The sequence below is a fragment of the Sphingobacterium sp. lm-10 genome (genome assembly GCF_023554555.1).
Taxonomy (GTDB): Bacteria; Bacteroidota; Bacteroidia; order Sphingobacteriales; family Sphingobacteriaceae; genus Sphingobacterium.
This window is the reverse complement of sequence record NZ_JAMJWC010000002.1, coordinates 719097-744555: the sequence shown is the minus strand read 5'-3', so window position 1 is coordinate 744555 and position 25459 is coordinate 719097. Positions and strand designations below refer to the sequence as shown.

The 25459-nt window shown below is 42.7% G+C and carries 22 protein-coding genes; 19 read left to right on the top strand and 3 right to left on the bottom strand.

The window, feature by feature from the left end; genetic code table 11:
* The first annotated feature begins 251 nt into the window (after positions 1-251).
* On the top strand, positions 252-1310 hold the full coding sequence (locus M8998_RS13275) for a branched-chain amino acid aminotransferase (protein WP_249993649.1): 1059 nt from the start codon (positions 252-254) through the stop codon (positions 1308-1310).
* Positions 1311-1398: 88 nt separating this feature from the next.
* Here M8998_RS13275 and M8998_RS13270 read toward each other — a convergent pair whose 3' ends face one another.
* Both M8998_RS13270 and M8998_RS13265 read right to left on the bottom strand, forming a co-directional pair.
* The gene (locus tag M8998_RS13270; protein WP_249993647.1) at positions 1399-2190 is read right to left on the bottom strand and encodes a GLPGLI family protein; all 792 of its coding nucleotides are present in this window, start codon (positions 2188-2190) and stop codon (positions 1399-1401) included.
* Positions 2191-2220: 30 nt separating this feature from the next.
* Complete coding sequence (locus M8998_RS13265; protein ID WP_249993645.1) at positions 2221-4998, bottom strand: outer membrane beta-barrel protein; 2778 nt, start codon at positions 4996-4998, stop codon at positions 2221-2223.
* Between the two features lie 585 nt (positions 4999-5583).
* On the opposite strand from M8998_RS13265, the gene M8998_RS13260 reads away from it, so the two are divergent.
* The 14 genes from M8998_RS13260 to M8998_RS13195 all read left to right on the top strand — a co-directional run bounded on the left by M8998_RS13260 (position 5584) and on the right by M8998_RS13195 (position 19494).
* A complete protein-coding gene (locus M8998_RS13260; protein WP_249993643.1) occupies positions 5584-5835 on the top strand; it encodes a hypothetical protein in 252 nt (83 codons plus the stop codon).
* A 73-nt stretch (positions 5836-5908) separates the two neighbouring features.
* Positions 5909-6631 (top strand): GLPGLI family protein, encoded by a 723-nt coding sequence (locus M8998_RS13255; RefSeq protein WP_249993641.1) that lies wholly within the window; start codon positions 5909-5911, stop codon positions 6629-6631.
* Positions 6632-6646: 15 nt separating this feature from the next.
* Positions 6647-9286, top strand: coding sequence for a carboxypeptidase-like regulatory domain-containing protein (locus M8998_RS13250; RefSeq protein WP_249993638.1), 2640 nt, complete (start codon positions 6647-6649; stop codon positions 9284-9286).
* 139 nt (positions 9287-9425) lie between these two features.
* On the top strand, positions 9426-10796 hold the full coding sequence (locus tag M8998_RS13245) for a dipeptidase (protein ID WP_249993635.1): 1371 nt from the start codon (positions 9426-9428) through the stop codon (positions 10794-10796).
* Positions 10797-10898: 102 nt separating this feature from the next.
* Positions 10899-11657: a lysophospholipid acyltransferase family protein gene (locus tag M8998_RS13240; RefSeq protein ID WP_249993633.1), complete on the top strand. Its 759-nt coding sequence runs from the start codon at positions 10899-10901 to the stop codon at positions 11655-11657.
* 96 nt (positions 11658-11753) lie between these two features.
* Entirely contained in the window at positions 11754-11975 is a 222-nt protein-coding gene (locus M8998_RS13235) for a DUF2795 domain-containing protein (RefSeq protein WP_017258669.1), read from the top strand.
* Between the two features lie 111 nt (positions 11976-12086).
* A complete protein-coding gene (locus M8998_RS13230) occupies positions 12087-12611 on the top strand; it encodes a hypothetical protein (RefSeq protein WP_249993631.1) in 525 nt (174 codons plus the stop codon).
* Positions 12612-12866: 255 nt separating this feature from the next.
* Positions 12867-13856, top strand: coding sequence for an anthranilate phosphoribosyltransferase (gene trpD / locus M8998_RS13225; RefSeq protein WP_249993630.1), 990 nt, complete (start codon positions 12867-12869; stop codon positions 13854-13856).
* The gene (locus tag M8998_RS13220) at positions 13849-14493 is read left to right on the top strand and encodes a phosphoribosylanthranilate isomerase (protein ID WP_249993628.1); all 645 of its coding nucleotides are present in this window, start codon (positions 13849-13851) and stop codon (positions 14491-14493) included. The genes trpD and M8998_RS13220 overlap by 8 nt, the downstream gene beginning before the upstream one ends.
* Positions 14471-15655: a tryptophan synthase subunit beta gene (gene trpB / locus M8998_RS13215; RefSeq protein WP_249993626.1), complete on the top strand. Its 1185-nt coding sequence runs from the start codon at positions 14471-14473 to the stop codon at positions 15653-15655. Before M8998_RS13220 ends, trpB begins: the two co-directional genes overlap by 23 nt.
* A 6-nt stretch (positions 15656-15661) precedes the next feature.
* Positions 15662-16435: a tryptophan synthase subunit alpha gene (trpA, locus tag M8998_RS13210; RefSeq protein WP_249993624.1), complete on the top strand. Its 774-nt coding sequence runs from the start codon at positions 15662-15664 to the stop codon at positions 16433-16435.
* Between the two features lie 14 nt (positions 16436-16449).
* Positions 16450-16935 carry a SixA phosphatase family protein gene (locus M8998_RS13205; protein ID WP_249993622.1) on the top strand — a complete coding sequence of 162 codons (486 nt, stop codon included), beginning with the start codon at positions 16450-16452 and terminating at the stop codon, positions 16933-16935.
* A gap of 19 nt (positions 16936-16954) precedes the next feature.
* Positions 16955-18958 carry a thioredoxin domain-containing protein gene (locus M8998_RS13200; protein WP_249993620.1) on the top strand — a complete coding sequence of 668 codons (2004 nt, stop codon included), beginning with the start codon at positions 16955-16957 and terminating at the stop codon, positions 18956-18958.
* A 35-nt stretch (positions 18959-18993) separates the two neighbouring features.
* The gene (locus M8998_RS13195) at positions 18994-19494 is read left to right on the top strand and encodes an FKBP-type peptidyl-prolyl cis-trans isomerase (RefSeq protein WP_249993618.1); all 501 of its coding nucleotides are present in this window, start codon (positions 18994-18996) and stop codon (positions 19492-19494) included.
* Positions 19495-19534: 40 nt separating this feature from the next.
* Here M8998_RS13195 and mnmC2 read toward each other — a convergent pair whose 3' ends face one another.
* A complete protein-coding gene (mnmC2, locus tag M8998_RS13190) occupies positions 19535-20212 on the bottom strand; it encodes a tRNA (5-methylaminomethyl-2-thiouridine)(34)-methyltransferase MnmC2 (RefSeq protein WP_249993616.1) in 678 nt (225 codons plus the stop codon).
* A gap of 74 nt (positions 20213-20286) precedes the next feature.
* On the opposite strand from mnmC2, the gene M8998_RS13185 reads away from it, so the two are divergent.
* The 4 genes from M8998_RS13185 (at position 20287) to M8998_RS13170 (ending at position 25366) form a co-directional block, all read left to right on the top strand.
* The gene (locus M8998_RS13185) at positions 20287-21534 is read left to right on the top strand and encodes a dicarboxylate/amino acid:cation symporter (RefSeq protein ID WP_249993614.1); all 1248 of its coding nucleotides are present in this window, start codon (positions 20287-20289) and stop codon (positions 21532-21534) included.
* 160 nt (positions 21535-21694) lie between these two features.
* Positions 21695-22114, top strand: a complete 420-nt coding sequence (locus tag M8998_RS13180; RefSeq protein WP_249993612.1) for a cytochrome c maturation protein CcmE domain-containing protein — start codon at positions 21695-21697, stop codon at positions 22112-22114.
* A 25-nt stretch (positions 22115-22139) separates the two neighbouring features.
* A complete protein-coding gene (gene ccsA, locus M8998_RS13175) occupies positions 22140-24599 on the top strand; it encodes a cytochrome c biogenesis protein CcsA (RefSeq protein WP_249993610.1) in 2460 nt (819 codons plus the stop codon).
* A 2-nt stretch (positions 24600-24601) separates the two neighbouring features.
* A complete protein-coding gene (locus tag M8998_RS13170) occupies positions 24602-25366 on the top strand; it encodes a Rossmann-like and DUF2520 domain-containing protein (RefSeq protein ID WP_249993601.1) in 765 nt (254 codons plus the stop codon).
* The last annotated feature ends 93 nt before the right edge of the window (positions 25367-25459 follow it).

Sequence of the window (25459 nt, the reverse complement as noted above, 5' to 3'; positions counted from 1 at the left end):
ACTGCACTAAATTCACCTTTTGACCTTGCTTAATATTCTCTTTTTGAAGCATTTGCGTATTATTCATCCTGATAGTTATTGTTGATTCTCCCTTATTAAACGTAGCAAGTTCGAATCTGCTACAAAGCTACCTTTATTTTCTCCCAAATGCAATAAAATTATTTTATACACGTTGCACGAGACGAAAAAGAAATCTCCCCATGTCTTTTTTTTTACCTAAATTGCATACTTTCAGCATAAATAATTTAGTAATGAACACAATTGATATTCGTATAGAGCAAACACAAAATTCAAGACTGGCAGAGGTTAATTTTGACAATTTGGTTTTTGGCAAAATTTTATCAGATCATATGCTCGTCGCAGAATATGACAACGGTACCTGGAAAGAGCCAAGTATCGTACCATATGGCGACATCTCTATCAGTCCTTCTATGTCTGCTCTACACTATGGCCAGTCTATATTTGAGGGCATTAAAGCCTATAAATTTGACGATGGTCGCGTGAGTATTTTCAGACCAGACAAAAACTGGGAGCGTTTCAATAAATCAGCGGCGAGATTACAGATGCCAGAAGTACCAAAAGAAATATTTTTGGACGGCCTAAAGCAATTGTTGCAAGTAGATCAAAACTGGGTACCTTCCAATGCCGGCGCTTCATTATACATTCGTCCGTTTATGTTTGCTACAGAAGCGGCTTTAGGCGTACACCCATCGGAATCTTATAAATTTATTATCATTACTGGTCCCGTAGGTGCTTACTACAGCAAGCCTATCAGCCTAAAGGTAGAGACACACTACACCAGAGCATCGGATGGCGGTGTAGGTTTTTCCAAAAATGCCGGCAACTACGCCTTGGCACTATACCCCACAGAACTAGCTCACAAAGAAGGTTACGATCAGGTAATGTGGACAGATGCACGTGACCATAAATACATTGAGGAAGCAGGCACAGCAAATTTACTTTTCCGTATCGGCGACACCATCATTACGCCACATGGCGATACCATTTTACATGGCGTAACGCGCCGCACTATCATCGAATTGGCAGATGAGTGGGGATTGAAAACAGAGCAACGTAAGGTTTCCGTCGAAGAATTAATTAAAGGAATTGAATCTGGAGAGGTAACCGAAGCATTTGCTGCCGGAACTGCGGCAACGATCACCCATATTTCGAAAATCGGATACGAAGGGAAAGATTATGAATTACCAGCAGTAGAAACACGTGAGTTTTCAAACAAGGTATTTCAATACCTAAATGATCTTCGTTATGGCAAAATCGAGGATCCTTTTGGCTGGAACTTCGTGGTATAATACACACAATATCCTATAGCATCAAAAAGCTCATCCCGGTCGGGATGAGCTTTTTATTTATATCACTTCACAGGGAGGATCTGATAGGCTAGAGCTGCATAGCTGCCAGAAGTAAGTTAAGCTGCTTGGCGGAAAGCCAATTGCCCATACTCTCACGCATTTTTGCTTCCATTTCACGGCGTGTCATAGCGGTAGCACGTCTACCAGCTATGTTAGTTTTGATCACCGGAGCAATAAAATCCACCTTGGTAGCATACATATTAAAATGTTGCTCCGGAACCACCAACCCTAGAATCATGCCCGGCAGCCCGTGTATTGCATTTGGCCCGGCAGAAAGCGGAATCTGGTCCGTATAAAAGGCAACTACATATACTGAGTCCAACACGACTCCGTTAGCACGGCGACAAGCGTAACCAGCGATATCGCGGTATTCATCAGTAATTTTCCACTTCACGTTCAACAGCGAATCTTTGATAAAGATATTGGATCCAGCCATATCAAACGAAGATTGCCCTTCACCTGTTTTTATGTTTTGATAGGCCGTGTTTTGATAGTCCACCAATCCCATATTAAGCAAGTTGTTTACCATAGGATCTAGCGTTTCTTTAATCGGTTCCCAATTAGTTTCCTGCCCACTAAAGGACAGCTTTTTCTTTAGCACGATGGTCTCACTCACTTTGGGGATAAGCTCTTCAATATAACGACGTTGAAAATCCCCGTCCTTCAATGAATTGACATGCCGTTTAAGTAGGTTTTTGATGTGTACTGTTTTATCGAAGGTAATTACTCCTTCTTGTGGGAAATAGGCGTATTGAGCAGTTGCAGAGTATACGGGCAACAAAGCAATAAGCACAAACAGCTTTACTATCTTCTTCATCATTTGATTTTTCATCTTTATAAATTCTTCTAATTAGTCGGCAGACATACCACCCATCATACTAAAGTCCCAAGACACTTTCACCATAAAATAGCGCGCAATAGTGTTGTAATTCTGTTGTGAAATCATACCCGCCTGCTGAAAGCGGCTGAAGCCAATATTCTGATTAAACACGTCATTAACATATACATCCACTGCCAACGCCTCATTTTTCAAGAACCGTTTGGAGATACCTGGAGTAAAAATGAACCGTTTAAAGCTTTCATCAAATACTTCGGTAGGTGCTTCATATGTATAATCTCCCGTTCCATACACCTGTATTTTCCATGGCAGGTAGGCTTTGAACCATAAGTTGGAACCCAATGTGAAACCGGAACTGTTGAACTGAGGCTGTAAAGAGGAAGCTAAACGTCTCCATCCCGGATTTACTCCAACACGGAAGTCGATCGTTTTGGTGGTGTTCTTTTCGATATTTAAATCTAAACCGTAATTATAATTCTGATTCCTGTTCAGATCTCCATTCAAAAAGTTATAGTTGTCGTTTAAGCTAGCATTCACTCCATATCGACCCTCGATTTTGTAGCGTTTGATCAGGCTGCTTCCCATACCAGCCCAGATGTTTCCATTATTGTTTACACGATCACGCATATTGTCGAAGAAGATAGTACGTACCCCTACTTCGTTGATATTTACGTTTTGCTGAATCGCGTTGTATTGCTGAGAAAATCCTACCTGTGCATACATCCAGGTATTCTTCAACATGTCCCAAGAGTTATAAAACAAATTGTAGCTATTGCTTTGAGCAGGAGTCAGATTGGCATTACCTTCTACAATATTCAGTGGATCATTATTCTGACGTAACGGCTGAATCTGCGTTAAAGAAGGTAAGATGTTATTTCTATTAAAATTTATACCAATCATTTTCGCTTTGGTGATATTATAGCGAATGCGTGCAGAAGGGTTGTAGGTCAGGAAACCACGATCCAACTCCATGTTTTCGTGATTATTGCGTTGGAACAGATCGTCGTTGCGAAGGTTATTGGTAAAGTTAAAATCGATTTTATCTGATTTATATCCAACAGATAAATCCCCCGCGTTACGTACTGTATTGAAGTTAAAATCATTACTAAATTCTGCGTCAAATACCGTGTAATCTCCATTGGCATCTGCATTGAATGAGTTATTGATCGAGTGCGTCCTGGAGTTATTAAAGGTATATCCGATGGAGGTTCTCCATTTATCTGTAATAGGCTCTGTGTAGGTCGCAGATGTTTGCAAATTATTAGCATTTCGAGCGATATCTTTGTATTGATCAATCAGGGTCGTATTGACTAGGCTACCGTCTGCATTGTATCCGTTCGTTGTCGAATTTAAAAATGCGTCTCCAGTATCATCTGCTACGTTACCTGCTACTCTAAGTGATAACGAGCGGCCGACTTTATTGAATTTGCGAGTAAGTAAACCATCATAAGTGACATTGGATGTTTTTGCATCGGTAAGCAATCTACGATTATTGTCATTAATACGTATGTTATCTACATTATTACTAAAAGCTTCGCTGTAGTCGTTCGATTGTCGCTGTCCACGGGTACCAGAGAGCTTCACGATTAAGGTAGTCAGCGAGTCGATATTCCAGTCATAACGACCATTAAAACGGTGACGTTGGTTCTCTACATAATTGTCATTGAATGTATTTTGATTAAATGTACCATTGGGCAGATTTTGCTGGCTCAGCCCTGTCGTAATTTCGTTATTCTCGATACGTCCGTATTTGTAGTTTAGATTTAGTTTATTATTTGCTTTACCTAATCTATCCATATAACTAAGACCGGTGTTAATCACCTGCGGCCGTCCACGTCCATTCCAATTGCTGAATTCGTCACCACCACCACCAAAAATCATTATACCACCGTCGTCCGAAATCTGTACTTGATCACTTTCCAAACCGAACTTTTCCTCTTCTCGCCAACCTAAACTCACGGTTCCATCATTGGCTCCCAGGGCATACGCACCTATTTTTCGAGATCCCTTGAATTTATTTACGGCAACCTTACCCAGATAAAAATTATCTGTTCCGACAGCACCTTCGGCTTTTCCAAACATCCCGTTTTTAGCATCTTCTTTTAAGGTGACATTGATGGTTTGTATACGCTCTCCATCGTCCACACCCGTACGTTCTGCCAAGTCAGATTTTTTCTCGTATACCTGCACCTTATCCACCATATCCGAGCGCAGGTTTCTGGTTACCAATGTTGGGTCATCACCAAAAAACTCTTCCCCGTCTACCAAAACTTTCTCCACTGTTTTTCCTTGTGCTGTAATCTTACCCGCAGCGTCCACGGTGATACCTGGAAGTACCTTCAGTAAATCTTCTACCTTGGCATTTTTCTCTGTAGCGAAGCTTCCTGCATTATATTCTATGGTATCCCCTTTAATCACAACGGGAATACGTCCAGTGATCATCACTTCCTCAATTAAATTAGCGACGCCAGTCAGACCGACGGTGCCCACATCTATATTTCCAGCACCTTTTTCAAGGAGCTGGGAATATGAACCATATTTTGGATAGCTGATCATCAGAATATAGTCTTGTGAGTCAGACTTTGGTAAGGTAAAGCGTCCTGCTTCATCTACACGGGTAAAGTCCACCAGGATGGAGTCCTTGGCTTGTAACAGCATCACAGTTGCATTTTGGAGACCGGTTTTATCGGTATCATCAACTACCTTACCACCTACTTTGGATTGTGCGTACCCTCCCACGGCACACAAGAATGTTAGAACAATTACTAAAGGAATAGCAAATTTTTTCATGTAATAATATTGATTATATCAGTTAGTCGGGCGCAAGATTATCACTCTCACAGTATAGCACATTTTTTTCACAGCAGATTATGAACCCTTCTAATAACTTTGTCGCACAATAGCGCAGAATGTTACAATTTTCAAAAAAAATATTTTAGAAATTATGTGGAAACCTAAGAAGTTATACCACGAGCAACGATCACCAACGCTAAGCATTGGGATGCTAAAGATGCATAATCATAACACGGTAACGACATATCTTCAATTTCAAAAAAATATTTTAGTAATTTCTTCATTACATGATTTTTTTTATATATTCGATCAGTAATATTAGCCACTTAATGAATATTTGCAGTTTACAAAGCCGTACCATAGGTTTATTTTTAGAACCAATTCCCAGCTAGCTAGAAAACTACACACTGCATGTTTTTTTCCTTCAAGAATGATAAATAATTGAAAATTTCGGTTTTGATTAGGACGTAGTGTACAATACGACCGAGCAAAATCCGCAATAGCTTGCAAGCGAAGAGCGAGGCAGTACACTCCTAAACTCTTTAAACTATGGGGGCTTTTTTAACCATTAATAATATCATTATGAAGAAGTTTTTAATGTGCGTTTTATTCCTAAGTACTTTTGGAATATTAGCTAAAGCCAACGTGAACCACCACCCAGTAGTTTACGAAAAAATAAACCGATCAATAGAGCTGACAGATAATATGCGTATTGCTGAAACGGCTGAAGGAGTCAGTCGCACGCTTGCCGCAGACTGGTGTTACATTGGCCGGTATGACGTGTATCTTGACGGAGAGTATATTGGAGAATACGATGTATTTATTGAGTGTTAAAACTCATTTCAAAAAGGAGATTTGCCCCCGATTAATTTATCGGAGGCGAATCTCTATTAAACTAATTATAATTATGAGAACTTTTTTCTTAACAACAACTTTGCTTTTGGCAGCGTCTATCGGTGTAGCGCAGTCCTTTATCATCTCTTATGAAGAACGGGCAAATATTGAAAACCAATTGAAAAATGTGACAGATCCTCAGGCTAGAGCGCGCGTATCGGCTCATCTATCCAATCCAAGGCAACACACTTTGTATTATCAGAATGGAGAATCTTTGTATGTTAGTAATCAAGATAAAGCGACAGAGGAGGATTTATCAGTAGATGGTGGCAGTAACATAAAAACGATAACCCTCGGCCAAAATGTAGGCGGTCTATATAAAAATCACCAGAAAAATGAATTTTTACACGAGGGCAACGTGCTGGGAAAGGTTTTTTTGGTAACCGACCGATTAGAGCCTTATAACTGGCAATTGGCTGAAGAGGAAAAACAGATTGGCCCTTATCTGGCGCATAAAGCAACCACAAAAGTGGACGACAAAGATATCATTGCCTGGTACACTTTAGAATTTCCGATTCAGGATGGGCCAAAAGACTATTATGGCCTGCCAGGGTTGATTATTGAACTACATGCTCCGAAGATGTCCTACCATGCGACAGCTATTACCCCAAGCCAATCAGTTATTGAAATTGTCAAACCAAGCAAGGGAGAGAAAACTACACGGGCTAAATACAAAAAAACACTGGAAAATAAGATTTCTGAATTAAAGCGAAATACCGAAAATCCTCCTTTCTAGCTAATAGATTACTTCATGCTCAACAGACTGGTGTTACTTCTAAGTTGTATGCTTTCCAGCCAAGTCGTGTTAGGCCAGGCAAAAATACAGGGGCTGATTACCGACCTAGAAAACAAACCGATCGCAAGGGCCAGCATTGTCTTAAAAAAGCAAGACAAACATAGCCCTATAGCTTACACGATCACTGGTTTAGATGGCCAGTTCGAATTAACAGCGGAACCTGATCGGACATATACTTTAGAGATTAACCATATCTCCTTCTTAAAAAAGGAAGTAGAGGTTCACGTATCACAAAATAAAGAAAACCGCTACCAAATCACTTTAAATCAAGACGACAGAAAGCTAGATGAAGTAACCGTCATTGCCAAAGCAGCAGCAATACAACGTGGTGACACGATAAGCTATAATCTGGATCTATTCACCACCGGCAATGAGCAAAAATTAAAAGACGTAATAGCGCGCCTGCCTGGCTTAGAAATAAATGACAATGGAAAGATTATTGCACATGGCAAAGTAATTAACGACCTTCTGGTTAACGGGAAGAAGATGTTTGGAGACAACCATCAGATGGCTACGGAGAATATCAACGCGGAAATGCTAGCAGGGATTGACTTGTTGAATAACTTCGAAGATTTTGCAGGTATAAAAGAAGTAGAAGGCAGTGACAAAAAAGCCTTGAACATTAAAATAAAAGAAGAGTACCTAGGACGCATTAGTGGAAACGTAGAAGCCTTTTTAGCGCATGAAAGGCGCTATAAAACACATGGAAATCTTTTTCGATTCGGTGGAAATGGTAATATCAGCAGTATCATAGATTTAAACAATACCGGTGAGCAAGCATTATCATTACGGAATTTCATAGACATGAGTCGAGGTATCAAACAAGATCTAAGAAATAATGATGCCTCTTTATCGGATATGCAACGATTACCATCTATACCCGACTTCTTAGTAAGAGATAATGATGTCGCTACTAAACAGTCGGAATTTGCATCTTTTGATGTAGCCTACCAAATCTTAGACAATCTGTCCATCAATGGTTTCAGCATATTAAATATCAGCCGATCTGAGGAATTCATACGTTCCGAAAAAATATTTTTAAATCCCGCTGGCGACATAACTGCCGTTGAACATCAGCAGGCTGATAATGCTTTTCTTTTTAACCAAACAAAATTAAATATAGACTACAAGGCAAATGCCAATAATCTGGTTAACTATTCCCTGCTATTTGATCCGAATAGTGCACGAAGAACACGATCTATCCATTCTCAGATACAGCAAGATACCACATTATTTCATGAGAAAAATCGGAGATTCAATTATCAGTTTGGTCATCAATTAAGTTACATCACGCGGATATCGAGCAACAAGCTATTGTCTTTTAATGCTTTTCAAGAGGTGGCTGTTAGGGATCTCCAATATGAATTGGATGGCAATCGATCTTTGTTCAATAGTTCGTTGACATTACTTTTCCAGGAAAAGATGATTAGGGAACGTGAATCCGGTGTATTTGCTAAATATACCCATAAAATACATCAGCACATTCTAAGACTCAATACCGGCTACATAAATCAACATAACAGCTTATTTATTGATAACGAAATAAATCAAATGCGGAATAGTCTACTTGATGTATCCATGAATTATTGGTTTTCTGATGCTTCTATCATGAAAAAAACGGGGTTTTGGCAATACCGTTTTAAGGGAGAGTTCAGACGATATCATGCTCGCAGGGATCTGGATAGGCAGCAACTCAATCAGTTTTTGCCCTCGGCACAATTAAAGCTAGCTTTTAATGATTTGCATAGCATCGCAATAACTTATAAAAAAGACATTGATTTTCCTCAAGTCGAAAACATCAATGATGTTGCTTACGTAAGTGATTTCCGGAATATTGTTACTCCCTCGCAATTATTTTATATGGAACAGTTTGTGCAACATACTTATGCGCTCAATTACGCTCGATTTAACCTTTATAGTGGCACCGTTTTATTCGCCAACGCATCATTAACCCGATCCAATAACTTCCACACGCGAAACACACGTAATTTTGTGGATTATAATGAAACGGAAGATGTCCTATCTCCTGCTTATACAACCTTCAATTCGAACATCTCCTTTGAGCAACGTATCAATACCCTACGCAGCAAATTCAAACTAAGTGGAGGCTATGTAAATACGGAAAATTACAACTATATAAGCGGACTGGAAAATCGCTTTCGCACCAATATATATACCCTTAGAGGAACGTTGAACAGTACCTTCGAAAACCCCTTATTTAATTTTGACGCCGGTGTCTTTGCCTCCCGTCAAGCCACTGTTAATAGTTTATCCAATGCTGCTAATAGGATTGAACGCTGGGCCCCGCTACTTAACATGCACGGAAGGATCGGCGAGATTTGGAGGTACTTTATCAATAATTCGTATGAGCAGTTTAATGCTGGCGATACAAAACGTAATTATTATGATCTTGGCGGAAAATTGTTGTATCAAAAGACAGGTAGCAGGTTACGCTATTGGACAGAAGGAACCAATGTACTAAATATAAGAAACCCCGAGATGATACGTGTTTCAGCACAACAAAATCGACTATCTACAGATATCATCAGACGAATTGCCGGCTATGTCGGACTAGGTGTTTCTATGGAATTGTGATACCGTAACTATATTGGATCAAAGACATTTTTCGTAAAGGTTACTGATACTGGTAGTCTTGCCAATGACTTCTATTTTCTGCTACACCGGGATTAGCACCAAAATTTATTTCCTTATTTTTGTGAAAACTTAACGAGTCATGCAAAAAATTAAAGACTATGTATCGGCCAACACCGATCGCTTTTTGGCAGAATTATTTGAGCTATTACGGTTCCCGTCGGTAAGCGCCGATCCCAGATACAAGGAAGATATGGTAAAAACTGCTGCTTTCGTCGCTCAAAAATTGGAGGACGCGGGAGCAGATAAAGTAGAGGTATGCGAGACAGCCGGTTACCCAATTGTATATGGAGAAAAATTGATTGACCCTAACTTACCTACGGTATTGGTGTATGGCCACTATGATGTGCAGCCTGCCGATCCTTTGGAATTGTGGGACACGCCTCCTTTTGAACCGACCGTACGCGACGGAAAAATTTATGCGCGTGGAGCAGCAGATGACAAAGGGCAATTTTACATGCACGTAAAAGCCTTTGAATATATGATGTCGGAGCAGGAGCTCCCATGTAATATCAAGTTCATGATCGAGGGCGAAGAGGAAGTAGGTTCTTCTAACTTAGGCACATTCGTGAAAGAAAATAAGGAACGCCTAAGTGCAGATGTTATTGTGATCTCCGATACGGCTATGATAAGTTTGGAGCAGCCTTCCATCGAAACCGGACTGCGCGGTCTATCTTATGTGGAAGTGGAGGTAACAGGGCCAAATCGTGATCTTCACTCTGGTGTGTATGGTGGTGCCGTGGCCAATCCTGCTACCATCCTGTCGAAGATGATTGCATCATTACATGATGAAAACAATCATATTGCTATTCCTGGCTTCTATGATGATGTTGTGGAACTCTCGGATGCAGAGCGTAAAGCGCTTAACGAAGCACCTTTCGATGTGGAAGAGTATAAAGCGGATCTTGGTATTAATGATATCTGGGGCGAAGAAGGCTACTCTTCTATCGAACGAGCAGGTACGCGCCCTACGCTGGAGGTCAATGGTATCTGGGGCGGATACATTGGCGAAGGAGCTAAGACCGTATTACCATCCAAAGCATTTGCTAAAATCTCCATGCGTTTGGTACCGAATCAAAACTCGGCACGGATTACCGAGCTTTTCCAAACGCATTTTGAAGGTCTTGCGCCTAAATCTGTTAAAGTAAAAGTAACCCCGCATCATGGTGGTGAACCTGTGGTAACGCCGACAGACAGCGTTGCATACAAGGCTGCAGAGAAAGCTTTGCACGAAACGTTTGGAAAAATGCCTATACCGACTCGCGGTGGCGGATCCATTCCGATCGTTGCACTATTTGAAAAAGAACTGGGCATTAAGACGGTCTTGTTAGGATTTGGCTTAGATAGCGACAACTTGCATTCACCGAATGAAAAATACGGCATCGACAACTACCTAAAAGGTATCGAGACGATCCCTCTATTCCACAAGTATTTTACAGAATTAAGTAAATAGTTAAAAGGGTTCGTGAAGAAATTCACGAACCCTTTTAACTTGGTTTTGCGTTATATTTGAATACACTGCGACGGCAGCCGACCCGTTCCTGTACTACACTATATGAAGTTATTTTTACGCAAAGCACATCGTATCTACTACTTGGGGATGGCGTTTTTATGCTTTTTACTCTGCCTTCCAATTCTTTTGATATTAGTGCGAAAACCTGAGCGTTATTACCAGCAGTTGGTTTTCTTTCGTAAATGGATCAGCGTACTAAGTGCTGCTGCTGCTGGCATTCGTTTTAAATTTCATTATGAAGTATCCATCGATTGGTCGCGGCCCTACGTACTATGCCCCAACCATACATCCACGCTGGATATTTCTGTGCTCACCCACCTGTGTCCACAGCCCTTTTCGTTTATGGGAAAAGTAGAACTATTGCGTAATCCGGTGACCGCACTTTTTTTCAGGAGCATCGATATCCCGGTAGATCGCGATAATCGCATGTCCTCTTTTCGGGCTTTTAAGCGAGGCAGCGAATTGCTGCAACAGGGGCGATCGCTGGTGGTGTTTCCCGAGGGGAAGATTGGTGATGAATACCCCCCTCAGCTGCATCCCTTTAAATCAGGACCCTTTCGATTGGCACACGAGAATCGCATCATGATTTTACCCATTGTAATTCACAATGCATGGAACTTAATGTGGGATGATGGAGGTCAGTACGGCACTAGGCCGGGTACGGTACATATATCCGTTTTACGACCCATCGCGGTCAATGAGCTCAGCGTAGCTGACCCTGCTTCTTTAGCAGAAATTACATACGACTGCATGAATGAAGCGTGGCTGAACAGTAAAATTAACGAACTCAAAAATAGATAGTTATCGTTTTAATTCTGTCTATCGATAGCGGAAACTTGCATAAAACAAATATTTTGCTACTTTTGCGAAAAGTAACAAGCTTAAATAGAGAAGACTATGTATTGGACACTTGAATTAGCTTCGCATTTGGAAGATGCGCCGTGGCCCGCTACGAAAGACGAGTTAATTGACTATGGAATTCGTTCGGGAGCACCGGTTGAGGTTATTGAAAACCTTCAAGCACTGGAAGACGATGGTGAGCCATACGAGAATATCGAAGAGATATGGCCGGACTATCCCACTAAGGACGACTTCTTCTTCAATGAAGATGAATACTAAGACCTTAAAAGCCGCTTGACACGAAATCAGGCGGCTTTTTTATGACTATAGATATCCTCTTTAGTTAATCCTTTTCTCCCGAATACTGTCCAATACACAAATAGTGTACACATGAAAAATACTTTACTCGCGTTACTACTTCTATCAATTAGCTTCTCCTCTTGTGCCCAAATGCGGATAAAGCGGGAGAAAGCTGCTCAAGATACCGCACAGCAAATTAGCACTTCTGGCACAAGCAATGCACCCGCAGAAAGTTCGCGGCGAAGCATAGGAGTCGCGCAACAATTCATTCGGGATTTAGACAACACCAACCTAGCACTAGATATTGTATTAAGCAAGCACGTATTGGTTCAAGACGCTGACGATGAGATGTATGATTATCTGATGGCCAGCCTCGCGGAAATCAGGTTAAACCTGCAAAGCAAAAGATTAAATGAAATCCGATTTGTTCCCTATGCAGACATGTCACGCAAAGACGTTGCAGATATAGATCCTGAGGGAATGAATACAGCTGATATGATCTTCTTGTACTATGGTAAACGCCAATTAACGGCTTTATATGTTGAAAAAAATAAGATCGCTTCTTTCACACTGGTATCTAAAGGCAATAACCGAGCACATTTTGTGACATACTGATTTTAAGATAAACTTGCATTATTAAAAAGTATTGCCAATATTTGTTTAATAGAGTCATGAAAAATAACAGTACAATTAAAACTTGGTGGTGGCATAACGGATAACGTTGTGGCAACATCCTATGTCTTTAATTATACGGAAAGAAATAGTGGGCTTGCCTTTTTGGCAAGCCTTTTTTTATGTAAAAAATTGAAATGCTCCTGACCAATAAATAAGGGTATTTCAGGTGGCGTTTAAAACGCAAAATAGACACAGATGAAAGAAATATTATCCCATCTATTCGAATACAAATCCTTCGATCGAAAAGAAGCTTATGCTATTTTGACCAATATTGCTACCGGTAAATACGATAGCCATCAGATCGCCGCTTTTATGACTACATATGGCATGCGGAGCATCCGTGTAGAAGAATTACAAGGGTTTCGAGATGCGATGTATGATTTATGTCTTAAAGTAGCCTTCCCAGGTTATCGTTTGATCGATATGTGCGGTACCGGTGGAGATGGCAAAGACACCTTCAACATTTCCACGTTAGCTTCTTTCGTAGTCGCCGGAGCAGGATATCATGTCGCCAAGCACGGTAATGTAGGTGTATCTTCGGGCTGCGGATCTTCCAATGTTATGGAATTACTGGGCTACCGCTTCACAAGCGATCGAGACACCTTACAAAAGCAGTTGGATGAAGCCAACATTTGTTTCTTACACGCTCCTCTTTTCCATCCGGCGATGAAGACTGTAGCACCGATTCGTCGTGCATTGGGCGTCAAAACCTTTTTCAACATGTTGGGCCCATTGACCAATCCCGCCAATCCTGAATTTCAATCGGTGGGAGTTTTTAGTTTGGAGTTGGCCCGTTTATATGCTTACCTCTATCAGGGTACTACAAAACAGTACAGTATTATGCATGCCTTGGATGGCTACGATGAGATCTCCCTCACCGGTGATTTTAAAGTAATTGACAATGCGGGTGAACATTATTTTCAGGTTTCTGACTTAGGTTTCGATCCTGTATTGGCAGAGCAGATTGGTGGTGGCACGAATCCACCGGAATCAGCGGCTATTTTTCGGAAGATTATTGCAGGAGAAGGTACAGACGCACAAAATCAAGTTGTCTTGACAAACGCTGCTTTCGCTATAAAAACATTGGAGCCCGAGAAATCATTTGGAGATTGTTTTTATGAAGCAGAGGCTTCATTATTGGGAAAGAAAGCACTTAACAGCTTGTTAAAACTGACTAATGGATAGAAAAATTGTCGTAAAGATCTGTGGGATGAAGGAATCGACGAATATCGCATCCTTGCTGCAACTGCCAGTGGATTACATCGGGCTGATCTTTTATGAAAAGTCACTGAGATTTGCCGGCAACGTAGATCCTCAGATTTTTGCTCAGCATACCATTCGAAAGGTAGGGGTTTTTGTTAATCAGCCGATAGAAGACGTCTTAGAAAGACAGCTCGACTTTCAGCTCGACGTGATCCAACTCCATGGGCAGGAGCCTCCATCCTATTGCGCAGCTTTAAAAGACAAAGGATTTACGGTTTGGAAAGCATTTGGAGTGAATACGGAATTTGATTTCACGAAGCTAGACGAATACGGTGACGTAGTGGACTGCTTTTTATTTGACACGCAAACGCCAGCACACGGCGGAAGCGGAAATACGTTCGACTGGGGTTTACTGAATCACTATACCGGACAACTTCCTTACCTGCTCAGTGGTGGCATCGGATTACATAACCTCGAGGCGGCATTGGAACAAAAAGACACCCGGCTAATCGGGCTGGACCTGAATTCCAAACTGGAAATCGCCCCTGGCATAAAAGACATAGATTTAGTACATAAAGCACTCAAAATAATTCATCATGAGCAAATATCAAGTAGATAAGCGCGGATATTATGGGCCGTTCGGTGGCGCTTACGTCCCCGAAATGCTTTATCCGAATGTAGAAGAACTTCAAAATGAGTACCTGAACATTATTCAAGATCCCAGTTTTCGGGAGGATTTTGTGAAATTGCTCAAAGATTACGTGGGGCGGCCTTCGCCTTTGTATCTGGCAGGTCGGTTATCGGAGAAATATGGTGCCCGAATTTTTCTAAAACGGGAAGATCTTAATCATACCGGGGCACACAAGATCAATAATACCATCGGTCAGATTCTGCTGGCCGAGCGTCTGGGTAAAAAGCGTATTATCGCAGAGACGGGTGCTGGGCAGCATGGCGTGGCTACGGCCACCGTTTGTGCACTGAAGGGGTTAGAATGTGTTGTCTACATGGGCGAGGTAGATATCGAGCGTCAGGCGCCCAATGTGGCGCGCATGAAGATGATGGGCGCTACGGTGGTGCCTGCCACATCGGGCAGCAAAACATTGAAGGACGCCACGAATGAGGCATTACGTGACTGGATCAATAATCCTGTAGATACGCATTATATCATTGGCTCGGTCGTAGGGCCACACCCCTACCCGGATATGGTAGCTCGTTTTCAATCCATCATTTCTGAGGAAACACGTAAGCAATTGATGGAGCAAACGGGTAGCAGCCATGCAGATCATGTCATTGCCTGCGTAGGCGGTGGATCGAATGCAGCAGGGATGTTTTATCATTTTTTGGACGATGAATCAGTAAATATTATTGCAGTAGAAGCTGCCGGCCATGGTGTACATTCCGGAGAATCTGCCGCGACTACAGCGCTCGGGCGCGAAGGCGTACTGCATGGTAGTCGCTCTATCTTAATGCAAACGGATGATGGCCAAGTTACCGAACCCTATTCGATCTCTGCCGGACTGGACTATCCGGGTATCGGACCGCAACATGCATGGCTCTTCCAGAGCGGACGGGCCACTTTTGTAAGTGCTACAGATGATGAAGCTATGCAAGCAGGACTGCTGCTAACTAAGTTAGAAGGCATTATCCCGGCCATAGAAAGTGCTCACGCACTGGCACATCTCGAAAAAATGACCTTTAAAGGTGACGAGACGGTCGTGATTTGCCTTTCCGGTCGCGGTGATAAGGATTTAGACAATTATATGAAATACTTTGGCTTTTAGAGACACATGCGTACACTAGATCATACCAGAAAAATCTTACAGGGGGAACGCCTGTTATCTATTTATTTTACCGCCGGCTATCCTAGTTTGGATTCGACATTGGACATCGCGTCGACCCTGGAAAAAAGTGGCGCCAATTTCCTAGAAATCGGTATTCCCTACTCTGACCCCGTAGCCGACGGCCCTGTAATTCAAGAAAGTTCTCAGAAAGCACTTCAAAACGGCATGTCATTAAAGGTGCTTTTTGAGCAGCTGAAGACGCTGAGAGAACACGTGCAGATTCCGGTATTTCTGATGGGTTATTTTAATACCGTCTTGCAATATGGTGTCGAGGAATTCTGTGCTGCTTGCCAAGCCGTCGGAGTAGATGGCGCTATCATTCCAGATCTTCCGCTGTACGAGTACGAAGAAATGTACCAGCCGATTTTTGAAAAGTACGGTATCAGCAATGTATTTTTAGTGACACCACAAACATCTGATGAAAGAATTCGTAAGATTGATGCCTTAAGTACCAGCTTTATCTATTTATTGAGTTCTAATGCAACTACAGGTAAAGAGCTACAGGTAGAAGATCGATCAGAAGCCTATTTTTCACGCATTAAAAATATGGGTTTATCCTCCCCAATTGTGATTGGATTTGGCATTTCTAATCGAGAAACTCATCAAAAAGCGACAAATCATGCTAACGGAGCCATCGTCGGAACGGCTTTTGTAAGGGTTTTAGGAAAAGAACAGCTGGCTGCTTCAGATATTTCAGAATTTATAGCCAGTTTCAAATAAAAACCTGAGGCCCTATGAGAAGAATATACATCATTCGTCACGGAAAAGCAGAAGATCCAAATTTTTCGAAGCGCGATTTCGACCGTAATCTGGTAGAAAGAGGGCGTCAAGACGCCATGCGTGTTGCGCACGAAATTGCAGCAGACATCGTCATTGATCAACAAACGTTAGCTATTTCTTCCTCCGCCAATCGCGCTATTCAAACTGCAGAACTGATGTGTGCTATATTCGACTATCCTACCGATCGGATCCAAAAAGCAATGCAGATTTATGAAGCACATCATCTAGATATTTTAAAAGTTATCAATAGCATACCAGACGATGTGCATACAGTCTTCCTATTTGGCCACAATCCAGGACTTTCCTCGCTTGTTACCTACTTGACGGATGAGTACGCGGAGTTAAAAACGGCCTATGCCGCCTACCTGGAATTTCCAGACAGCATGACCTTTCCGCAGCTTTCCGGGCAGACCGCAGCGCTACAACACATCTTCGAATAATCTTAACCTCCCCTTAAGCATGGCCAACAAATTAGCAAACGAACGCTCTCCCTACCTCCGCCAACATGCGCATAATCCGGTGGATTGGCATCCTTGGTCGGCCGAAGCGCTAGAGAAAGCCAAGCAAGAAAACAAATTGCTGATCGTAAGCATTGGCTATTCTGCCTGCCACTGGTGCCATGTGATGGAGAAACAAAGTTTCGAGAATGATGCCATCGCACAGACGATGAATAAATTTTTTGTGCCTATCAAAGTCGATCGTGAAGAACGCCCCGATGTAGATCAGATCTATATGATCGCGGTACAGTTAATGACCAATGCTGGCGGCTGGCCACTACATGCCATATGCCTGCCAGACGGTCGACCAATTTATGGTGGCACCTATTTCAAGCCACAAGATTGGCAGCATACCTTATTGGAGATTGCCAAAATGTGGGAAGAAACGCCACAGGTGGCGATCGAATATGCAGAGAAGCTCACAGCAGGCATTCATCAGGCAGAACAATTGCCAATTAGCGTAATCCCGGAGACCTACACATTAGACGATCTTCAAGACATTGTACGGCCATGGAAGGCTACTTTCGATTATAAGGACGGCGGATACGATCGTGCTCCGAAGTTCCCATTGCCCAATAACTGGTTGTTTTTCCTTCGTTTCGGAGCACTTTCCCAAGATCAGGACCTCTTGGATCATGTTCATTTTTCCTTAGAGAAAATGGCCAATGGCGGCATCTACGATCACGTAGGTGGCGGGTTTGCCCGCTACTCGGTAGATGGTCGCTGGCATGTACCTCATTTTGAAAAGATGCTGTATGACAACGCGCAGCTCATTGGATTGTATAGTGAAGCCTACCAACAGCGTCCAACCCTTTTATATAAAAGAACTGTAGCAGAAACGATTGCCTGGTTGACCCGTGAAATGAAGGCACCAAATGGTGGTTTTTACAGTGCATTGGATGCGGATAGTGAAGGCGTGGAAGGGAAATACTACACGTTCGAGCATGATGAGTTTGATCTTCTTGGAGCAGATGCAACGTTATTCCGCAACTATTACCACATTACACCTGAAGGCAATTGGCGGGAAGAATCTACCAATGTATTGTATGTGAGCCAAGACGAGCACACTATGATTCAGGAAGCAGGATTTAGTGAGGAAGAATGGCATGATTATCTTCAGGAAATAAAGCAGAAGCTGTACTCCTACCGGGAAAATCGTGTCAGACCTGGTCTGGACGACAAGCAGATCGTAACTTGGAACGCGCTTTTGATGAAGGGATTTGTGGATGCTTATCGTGTTTTTGACACATCGGAATACCTGCAACAAGCGATCGACATCGCCGAGTTTATTCGCCAGCATTGCTTTGCGTCCGATGGCAGTCTGTTACACCAGCCTGCCGATGAAAACCGGGAAATAGCTGGCTTTCTTGACGATTATGCTTTTACAATTGAAGGCTTAAGCAGCTTATATGAAGCGACTTTCGATGAGCAATGGCTGAATTTTGCGAAGATGCTTACGGAGCAGGCTATCCAGTTTTTTTATGATGATGAGCAGCAGACATTCTACTACACAAGTTCTACTAGTGAAAAGTTAATCGCGCGCAAGAGCGAGATCATGGACAATGTGATTCCGGCTTCCGCCTCCACGATGGTGCGTCAGCTTTTCAAACTGGGCTTACTGTACGACAAACAAGAGTGGACGGATATCGCAGAACAGCTATTTGCCAATGTATTTCCCTATATAAAAAGATATGGATCTGCCTATTCCAATTGGGCCATTCAACTGGCGGAATTGGTGTACGGGACAAACGAAATTGCACTAACTGGAAAGGATGCCGCAGACTGGCGTAGACAGCTGGATCAGCATTATATTCCTAACAAATTGACACTTGGGGGAACAAAAAGTACACTTCCTTTGTTGTCGAATAGGCAGGGTTTGGAATCAAAAGCCTACCTTTGTCGCAATAGTACATGTAGTCTTCCGCAAGACTCCGTGAAATCAATACTAGAATTAATAAATCAGTAACGGGGAGTATTAAATCTCCTCCTAAAATCAGAAAAATGGCAGTAGAAAACAACAACGTTGTTACGTTGAACTACACACTCCATACCGTGGAAGAAAACGGTGAGAAGACGTTTGTAGAACAAACTTCCTCAGAAAATCCTTTGACATTTTTACATGGCGTAGGCATGATGCTTCCTAAGTTCGAGGAAAACATTACTGGTCTAGACGCCGGAGATAAGACCTCTTTTGAGCTGAACGCAGTAGATGCATATGGCGAGCGTGATGACAAAGCTATCGCGCAATTGCCAGCAGATATGTTTGGTGAAATGGGCTTACCTCCTGTAGGAGAAGTATTGCCTTTGCAGGACAATGAAGGAAATCAATTCCGCGCGGTTGTAGTAGAAGTAACGCCGGAAGCGGTTGTTGCCGATCTAAACCACCCTATGGCAGGTAAGAAATTGAATTTCGATATTGAGATCTTAAGTGTACGCCCAGCTACGGAGGAAGAGTTGTCTCACGGACATGCTCATGGTGCCGACGGTACAGAAGCGCACTAAATTAAACAAGAAAGACACCGATTGGTGTCTTTCTTGTTTTCTATTGCTTGGTAGCACGTAACATTTCCCTTTTTCCCGGCGCTCCCGGCGCTTTCTCAATCGAGAATCCTAACGCCTTCATACTTCTTTTCAGATTTCCAGTGATCGCGTAGGTGACAAATATTCCACCAGGCACTAAAAAGTTAGCTACATGACTTAGCACCTCATCTGTCCACATCTCTGGCTGATGAATCGCGGCAAACGCATCAAAATAAACCACATGAAAGCGCTTCTCCGGTGTAAAACTCAGGATCTTCTGGTGTGCAATCTCTAAAGTAACCTGCGCATTTACTTGGCTTTTATTTCCTATACCACTTTCGTAATTAGTCAAAAAGTTTTCCCAAAGAGCTGGTTCTACATACCCATCATACCCCATCTGGCTGATCACCTCTTGAGACAGCGGATAGGCTTCCACCCCACAATAATACAAATCCTGCTGCTGTGTGCTAACATAATCGGCCGTCAACAAAAAATTAAGCCCCGTTCCAAAACCTACTTCCAAAATATTCACTTCGGTATCCGTCGGATTGTCGGCGAGATAATGTTGCAAACCCTGCCCCAAAAACACATGCTTACTTTCTTGGTATGCACCGTGTTTGGAATGATAATGCTCCCCCACTTCTGGCTGATACAAGGTGCGAGATCCATCGGCCGTCACTACAAAATGTGTCTTATCCATCCGTCAAAAATACGATTATATCTGGCATTGCCGATCAGTATACACTTTGCGTGAAAAAGCAGTAACTTAGAAGCATGCGCCACATTTTAAAAAATTATCAGTCGATCATATTACTGCTTCTAGGCATATTGGTGGGTAGCTTGGTTGGGATGTTTGCGCCAGATTTCGTTGTCTACCTCAAACCTATCGGAGATATTTTTCTAAATCTCCTTTTTGTTGCGGTAATTCCTTTACTCTTTTTTGCCATTACGGCTTCTATTGGTACTATTCAAGATGGTGGTCATTTGGTGAAGATTGTCGTGGTCATGGCGGCGGTATTTGTAGTCACCATTTGCATCGCCTCTGTGGCTACGATCACGGGTCTTTGGCTCGTGCCTGTTACTGCCGTTGCAGACGCGGGCGCGACACAGTCCTTACTCAGTGCAGGAGCAGCAGGTGAGTCCTGGGGAGATCGTATCGTGCGATTTCTTAGTGTGAGCGAATTTCAGGAACTGTTGTCCCGACAAAACATATTGGCATTTGTACTTTTCTCTGTACTGCTGGGCATTGCCGTACGCAAAACGGGCAAGACAGCGGATGCTTTCATCGCCTTTCTATCCTCTGGAAACGAAGTGATGCAGCAGCTACTTGCTTTGATCATGAAAGCAGGACCGATTGGCCTGGGAGCCTATTTCGCCTATCAGGTGAAAACATTCGGACCAGAACTTTTCGGCTTTTATGCAAAACCAATGGGTTTCTATTACCTATTTGGGATGCTGTATTTTATCCTGTTTTTTAGCTTATACGCCTATGTAGCGCGCGGCCTACCCGGAATCGGCACGTATTGGCGGCACAATATTACGCCGAGTCTCACGGCAATCAGCACCTGTAGTAGTTTAGCAACGATGCCTTCCAACATCATTGCGGCAAAACGCATGGGCATACCTGATGCGGTGGCCAATGTGGTGATTCCTCTGGGGAATACACTGTACAAAAATGGTTCTGCTATTTCGTCTATCTTGAAGATCTATGTGGCGTTTGCTATCCTTGGCTGGAATTTCTTTGAGCTAGAAACGTTACTGCTTGCCGTGGGGATCACACTTTTAGTGAGCCTGGTCGCTGGCGGCATTCCTAACGGCGGTTTTATCGGTGAATTGTTGATGATTTCCATCTACAACATTCCAAACGAAGCGGTGCCGGCCGTACTCATCATCGGGGCATTAGTAGACCCTCTGGCTACCATACTCAATGCTACGGGAGATACTGTTGCCGCCATGCTTGTCGCCCGATTTGCCAAAGTTGAACCTACGCTAACTGAGATTCCTACACGGTATGATACGTGATAATTTAGTTACATCTTGGTCCTCTTTCACCGATTATCCTAGACAATAGCTTCAAAAGCGGCATTAGCACTTTAGAATATTTCTAAATAATTGGCGAGAATTGTAAAATTCATTCCTTCCATGCTTAATTCGTAATTTTGCAGTTCGAAACGAGCACGATATGAAAAAGAGTTCCATTTTATTGATTGCCATTATCGCGGTAGCGATCGCAATGATCTTGGTTATTTACACCGACTCTAGTACCTACTCTACCTTTTCGGAGGCTAAAGAGAAGCAGACGGAACTGTATGTGGTAGGTGTGCTAAATAAGCAGAAATCTTTGGATTATGATCCGGTCAAAGATCCGAATCATTTCTCTTTCCATATGTTTGACAACGATAGCACCGAATGTCAGGTGGTATTCAATGGTGCCAAGCCTCAGGACATCGAGCGTTCCGAACAAATCGTGTTGACAGGAAAGATGGATGGAAACGTATTTCACGCTTCCAAGATCCTCATGAAGTGTCCATCTAAATATAATCAAGATCAGATGGAAGTCATCGAGTCATCCTCTGCGTTCAATGCAGCTATTACGCAATAACCTTCTCTACATCCCAATCTCAGATATGGATATCAATTTTATAGGTGAAAACTTATTACCAGGCCAGATAGGTCAATTTTTCGTTGTTTTATCTTTCGGGGCAGCTTTGCTTTCTTTCATTGCGTACTTCTTTTCGAGCAAGGAGCCGAACGATACCACATGGAAATCCATTGCCAGAGGGGCATTCTGGATCAATACCATCTCGGTCATCACGATTGGATCCATCTTATTTTACATTATCTACAATCATTTATTTGAATACCATTACGCCTACGCACACTCTTCGAAGGCTTTACCTACACACTACATCATATCTTCCTTCTGGGAAGGCCAGGAAGGTAGCTTTTGGTTATGGATGTTTTGGCAATGTGTATTGAGTGTGGTTTTGGTGGCAACGGCTAAATCTTGGGAGAGCCCTGTAATGACTTTTGTCATGCTCTGCCAAACGTTTCTGGCCTCGATGCTCATTGGTGTTGAGGTGTTCGGTACACGGGTAGGTAGTTCGCCATTTATTTTGTTGCGTGATGCGATGAACTGGCCGATCTTGAGCGATCCAAATTATCTATCGATGATTTCTGATGGCCGCGGACTCAATCCGCTTTTGCAAAACTATTGGATGGTGATCCACCCACCAACCCTATTTTTAGGATTTGCTTCCATGATCGTTCCCTTTGCTTTTGCTGGAGCGGGACTGTGGCAACGCCGTTATAAAGATTGGATTTCACCCGGTTTGCCTTGGGCACTTTTTGCGGTGATGATCTTAGGTGCTGGAATAATAATGGGCTCTTTCTGGGCTTATGAAGCATTAAATTTTGGTGGATTTTGGGCGTGGGATCCGGTAGAAAACGTATCGATTATCCCCTGGTTTACGTTGATTGCAGCAGTACATGTCATGGTGGCGTTTAAGAATTCTGGTCAAGCTTATTTTACCGCTACCTTTCTCGCTCTAATCAGCTTCGTGCTGGTCATCTACGCTTCTTATTTAACGCGTAGTGGTATCCTAGGAGAGACATCGGTGCACTCCTTTACGAGCTTGGGCATGTCGGGGCAGTTGATTATTTTCAATGCGATCTTCTTCTTTGTGATGGTAGGCTTATTGGTTTGGCGACGCAAAGAGATTCCGAGCACACAGAAGGAAGAGGATATTTATTCCCGCGAATTCTGGTTATTTATCGGCGCATTGGTATTAACGGTGGCTTGTATACAGATAATCGCAACAACCTCTATCCCCGTATTTAATGCTATTTTCGGAACAAAAGTAGCTCCTCCGATTGATCCTATTCCACATTACAACAAATGGCAGGGAGCTTTTGCGGTAGTTATCATGCTGGTGACTGGCTTTACCCAGTTTCTGAAATATAAAAGAAGCGATCATAAAAAATTCTGGTCTGCCATCCTTGTTTTACTCGCGGTTACGTTAGTGGTATCAGCGGGAGTAGTATTCATCACGAAGGTATACACCAACGTGATGTACATCCTGATTACGTTCGGCGCTGTCTTTTGTATCCTTGCTAATGGCAGGATATTAACGGATGCTTTCAAGGGTAAATGGCGTCTTGCTGGTTCAGCCGTATCTCATATCGGCTTTGGCTTATTATTAATCGGTGCTTTAGTGGCTGCCGCGACGAGCGAAGTGATCTCGCAAAATAGCAGTGGTTATATTGCGGTAGCTGGTTTTGATCAAGTGGAGAAACCAGGGGAAAACCTATTCTTAACCGAAGGAGAGCCCGTGCAGATGGGCGACTATAGACTTACGTACATCGGCGACAGTGTAGCTATGCCGAATGTATTCTATAAGATCAAATACGAAAATATCGACGAAGAAACCGGAAAAGTGAAAGAGGAGTTTGTATTGATGCCATTTGCGCAGAATAATCCCCAAATGGGCGGATTGATTGGCACACCTTCCACCAAGCACTATATTACACATGATGTATACACGCTGATTACTGCTGCGGCGTCGGATAGCCATAGCAATGATCCAAAAGCAAACGATAGCGAGCGGTCTGGCTTCGAGGATTACGACGAACCCGCTACGTACGAGGTGAATTTAGGTGATACCTTGCGTTATAGAAATGGATTTTTCATCGTCGAAAGCATCAATCGAGATGCAAAGATCGAAAACATCCCCAAAGGCGCAGATGATGTTATCTTTGGCTTAAAAGTTCGTGTAGTCGCTGCAGATGGTAAAGAGTTTCAGGCAGAGCCTTTATTCCTGATTAAGGATGGCAATGTATTTGATTTTCATAAAGATGTGGAAGAACAGGGTTTAAGATTCCGCTTCTCCAACATTAAACCACAAGTAGATAAATTGGAGATCATGGTGTATCAAAAGCCATTGCCAGAGAAAAAATGGGTGGTTTTCAAAGCGATTAAATTTCCATATATCAATTTTTTCTGGTGTGGGACCATTGTTATGACGATTGGTTTCCTAATGGCTATCTACAGACGTTGGAAAGATAATCGGGCACCGAGAGCTTCTTAATAATGGATATCGTACTGATCGGAAGCGGGAATGTGGCGCATCATTTAGGCGCAGCCTTAAAAAAGGCCGGTCACCGTATTGTGCAAGTTTACAGCCCCACTGCCGAACATGCCCGACGCCTGGCCGATTTTCTGCAAAGCGAAGCCACGCAATCGTTACACGATCTGCGTTCGGATGCGGATTTATATATCTTGGCGGTACGTGATCAAGCGATTCCGGAAGTGGTGCAGCAGTTGCCGCTATCTTGGCAAGGTACCGTAGTGCATACCTCTGGCGCGACATCAATTGACTTGCTGGATAAATGGTCAAAGTATGGGGTTATTTATCCACCGCAAAGCCTATCCAAAGAAGTACCAACAGATCTTTCTCTAATTCCTTTTGCGATCGAAGGAAACAAGGAAGCCGTCAAGGATTTTTTATTCACCACTATACACCCCATTGCACCACTGTCTTTTGAGGCAAATTCTACGCAACGGCTCGCCTTGCATATCGCTGCTGTATTTGCCAACAATTTTTCTAATGCGCTGTACAAGATCGCATTCGATATTCTGTCGGATCAAAATCTGCCGGTTGATGTGATTCGACCGATCATATTGGAATCTGCCATGAAGGTACAAAACCGACTTCCTCAGCAGGTTCAGACCGGTCCGGCACGCAGAAATGATACGCTAACCATGGAAAAGCATTTGGAGTATCTCAAGCTAGAGCCTGATTGGCAAACGATTTACCAAATAATGTCTCAATTCATTAAAAAAAGCGAGATTTAGCACCCCTTTATTACCAAATAGGTAAATCTTTTTACAAAGCATATATTTCTTCTATATACTCTTTGATCTTCCTAATTTTGCAGTACGATTTTG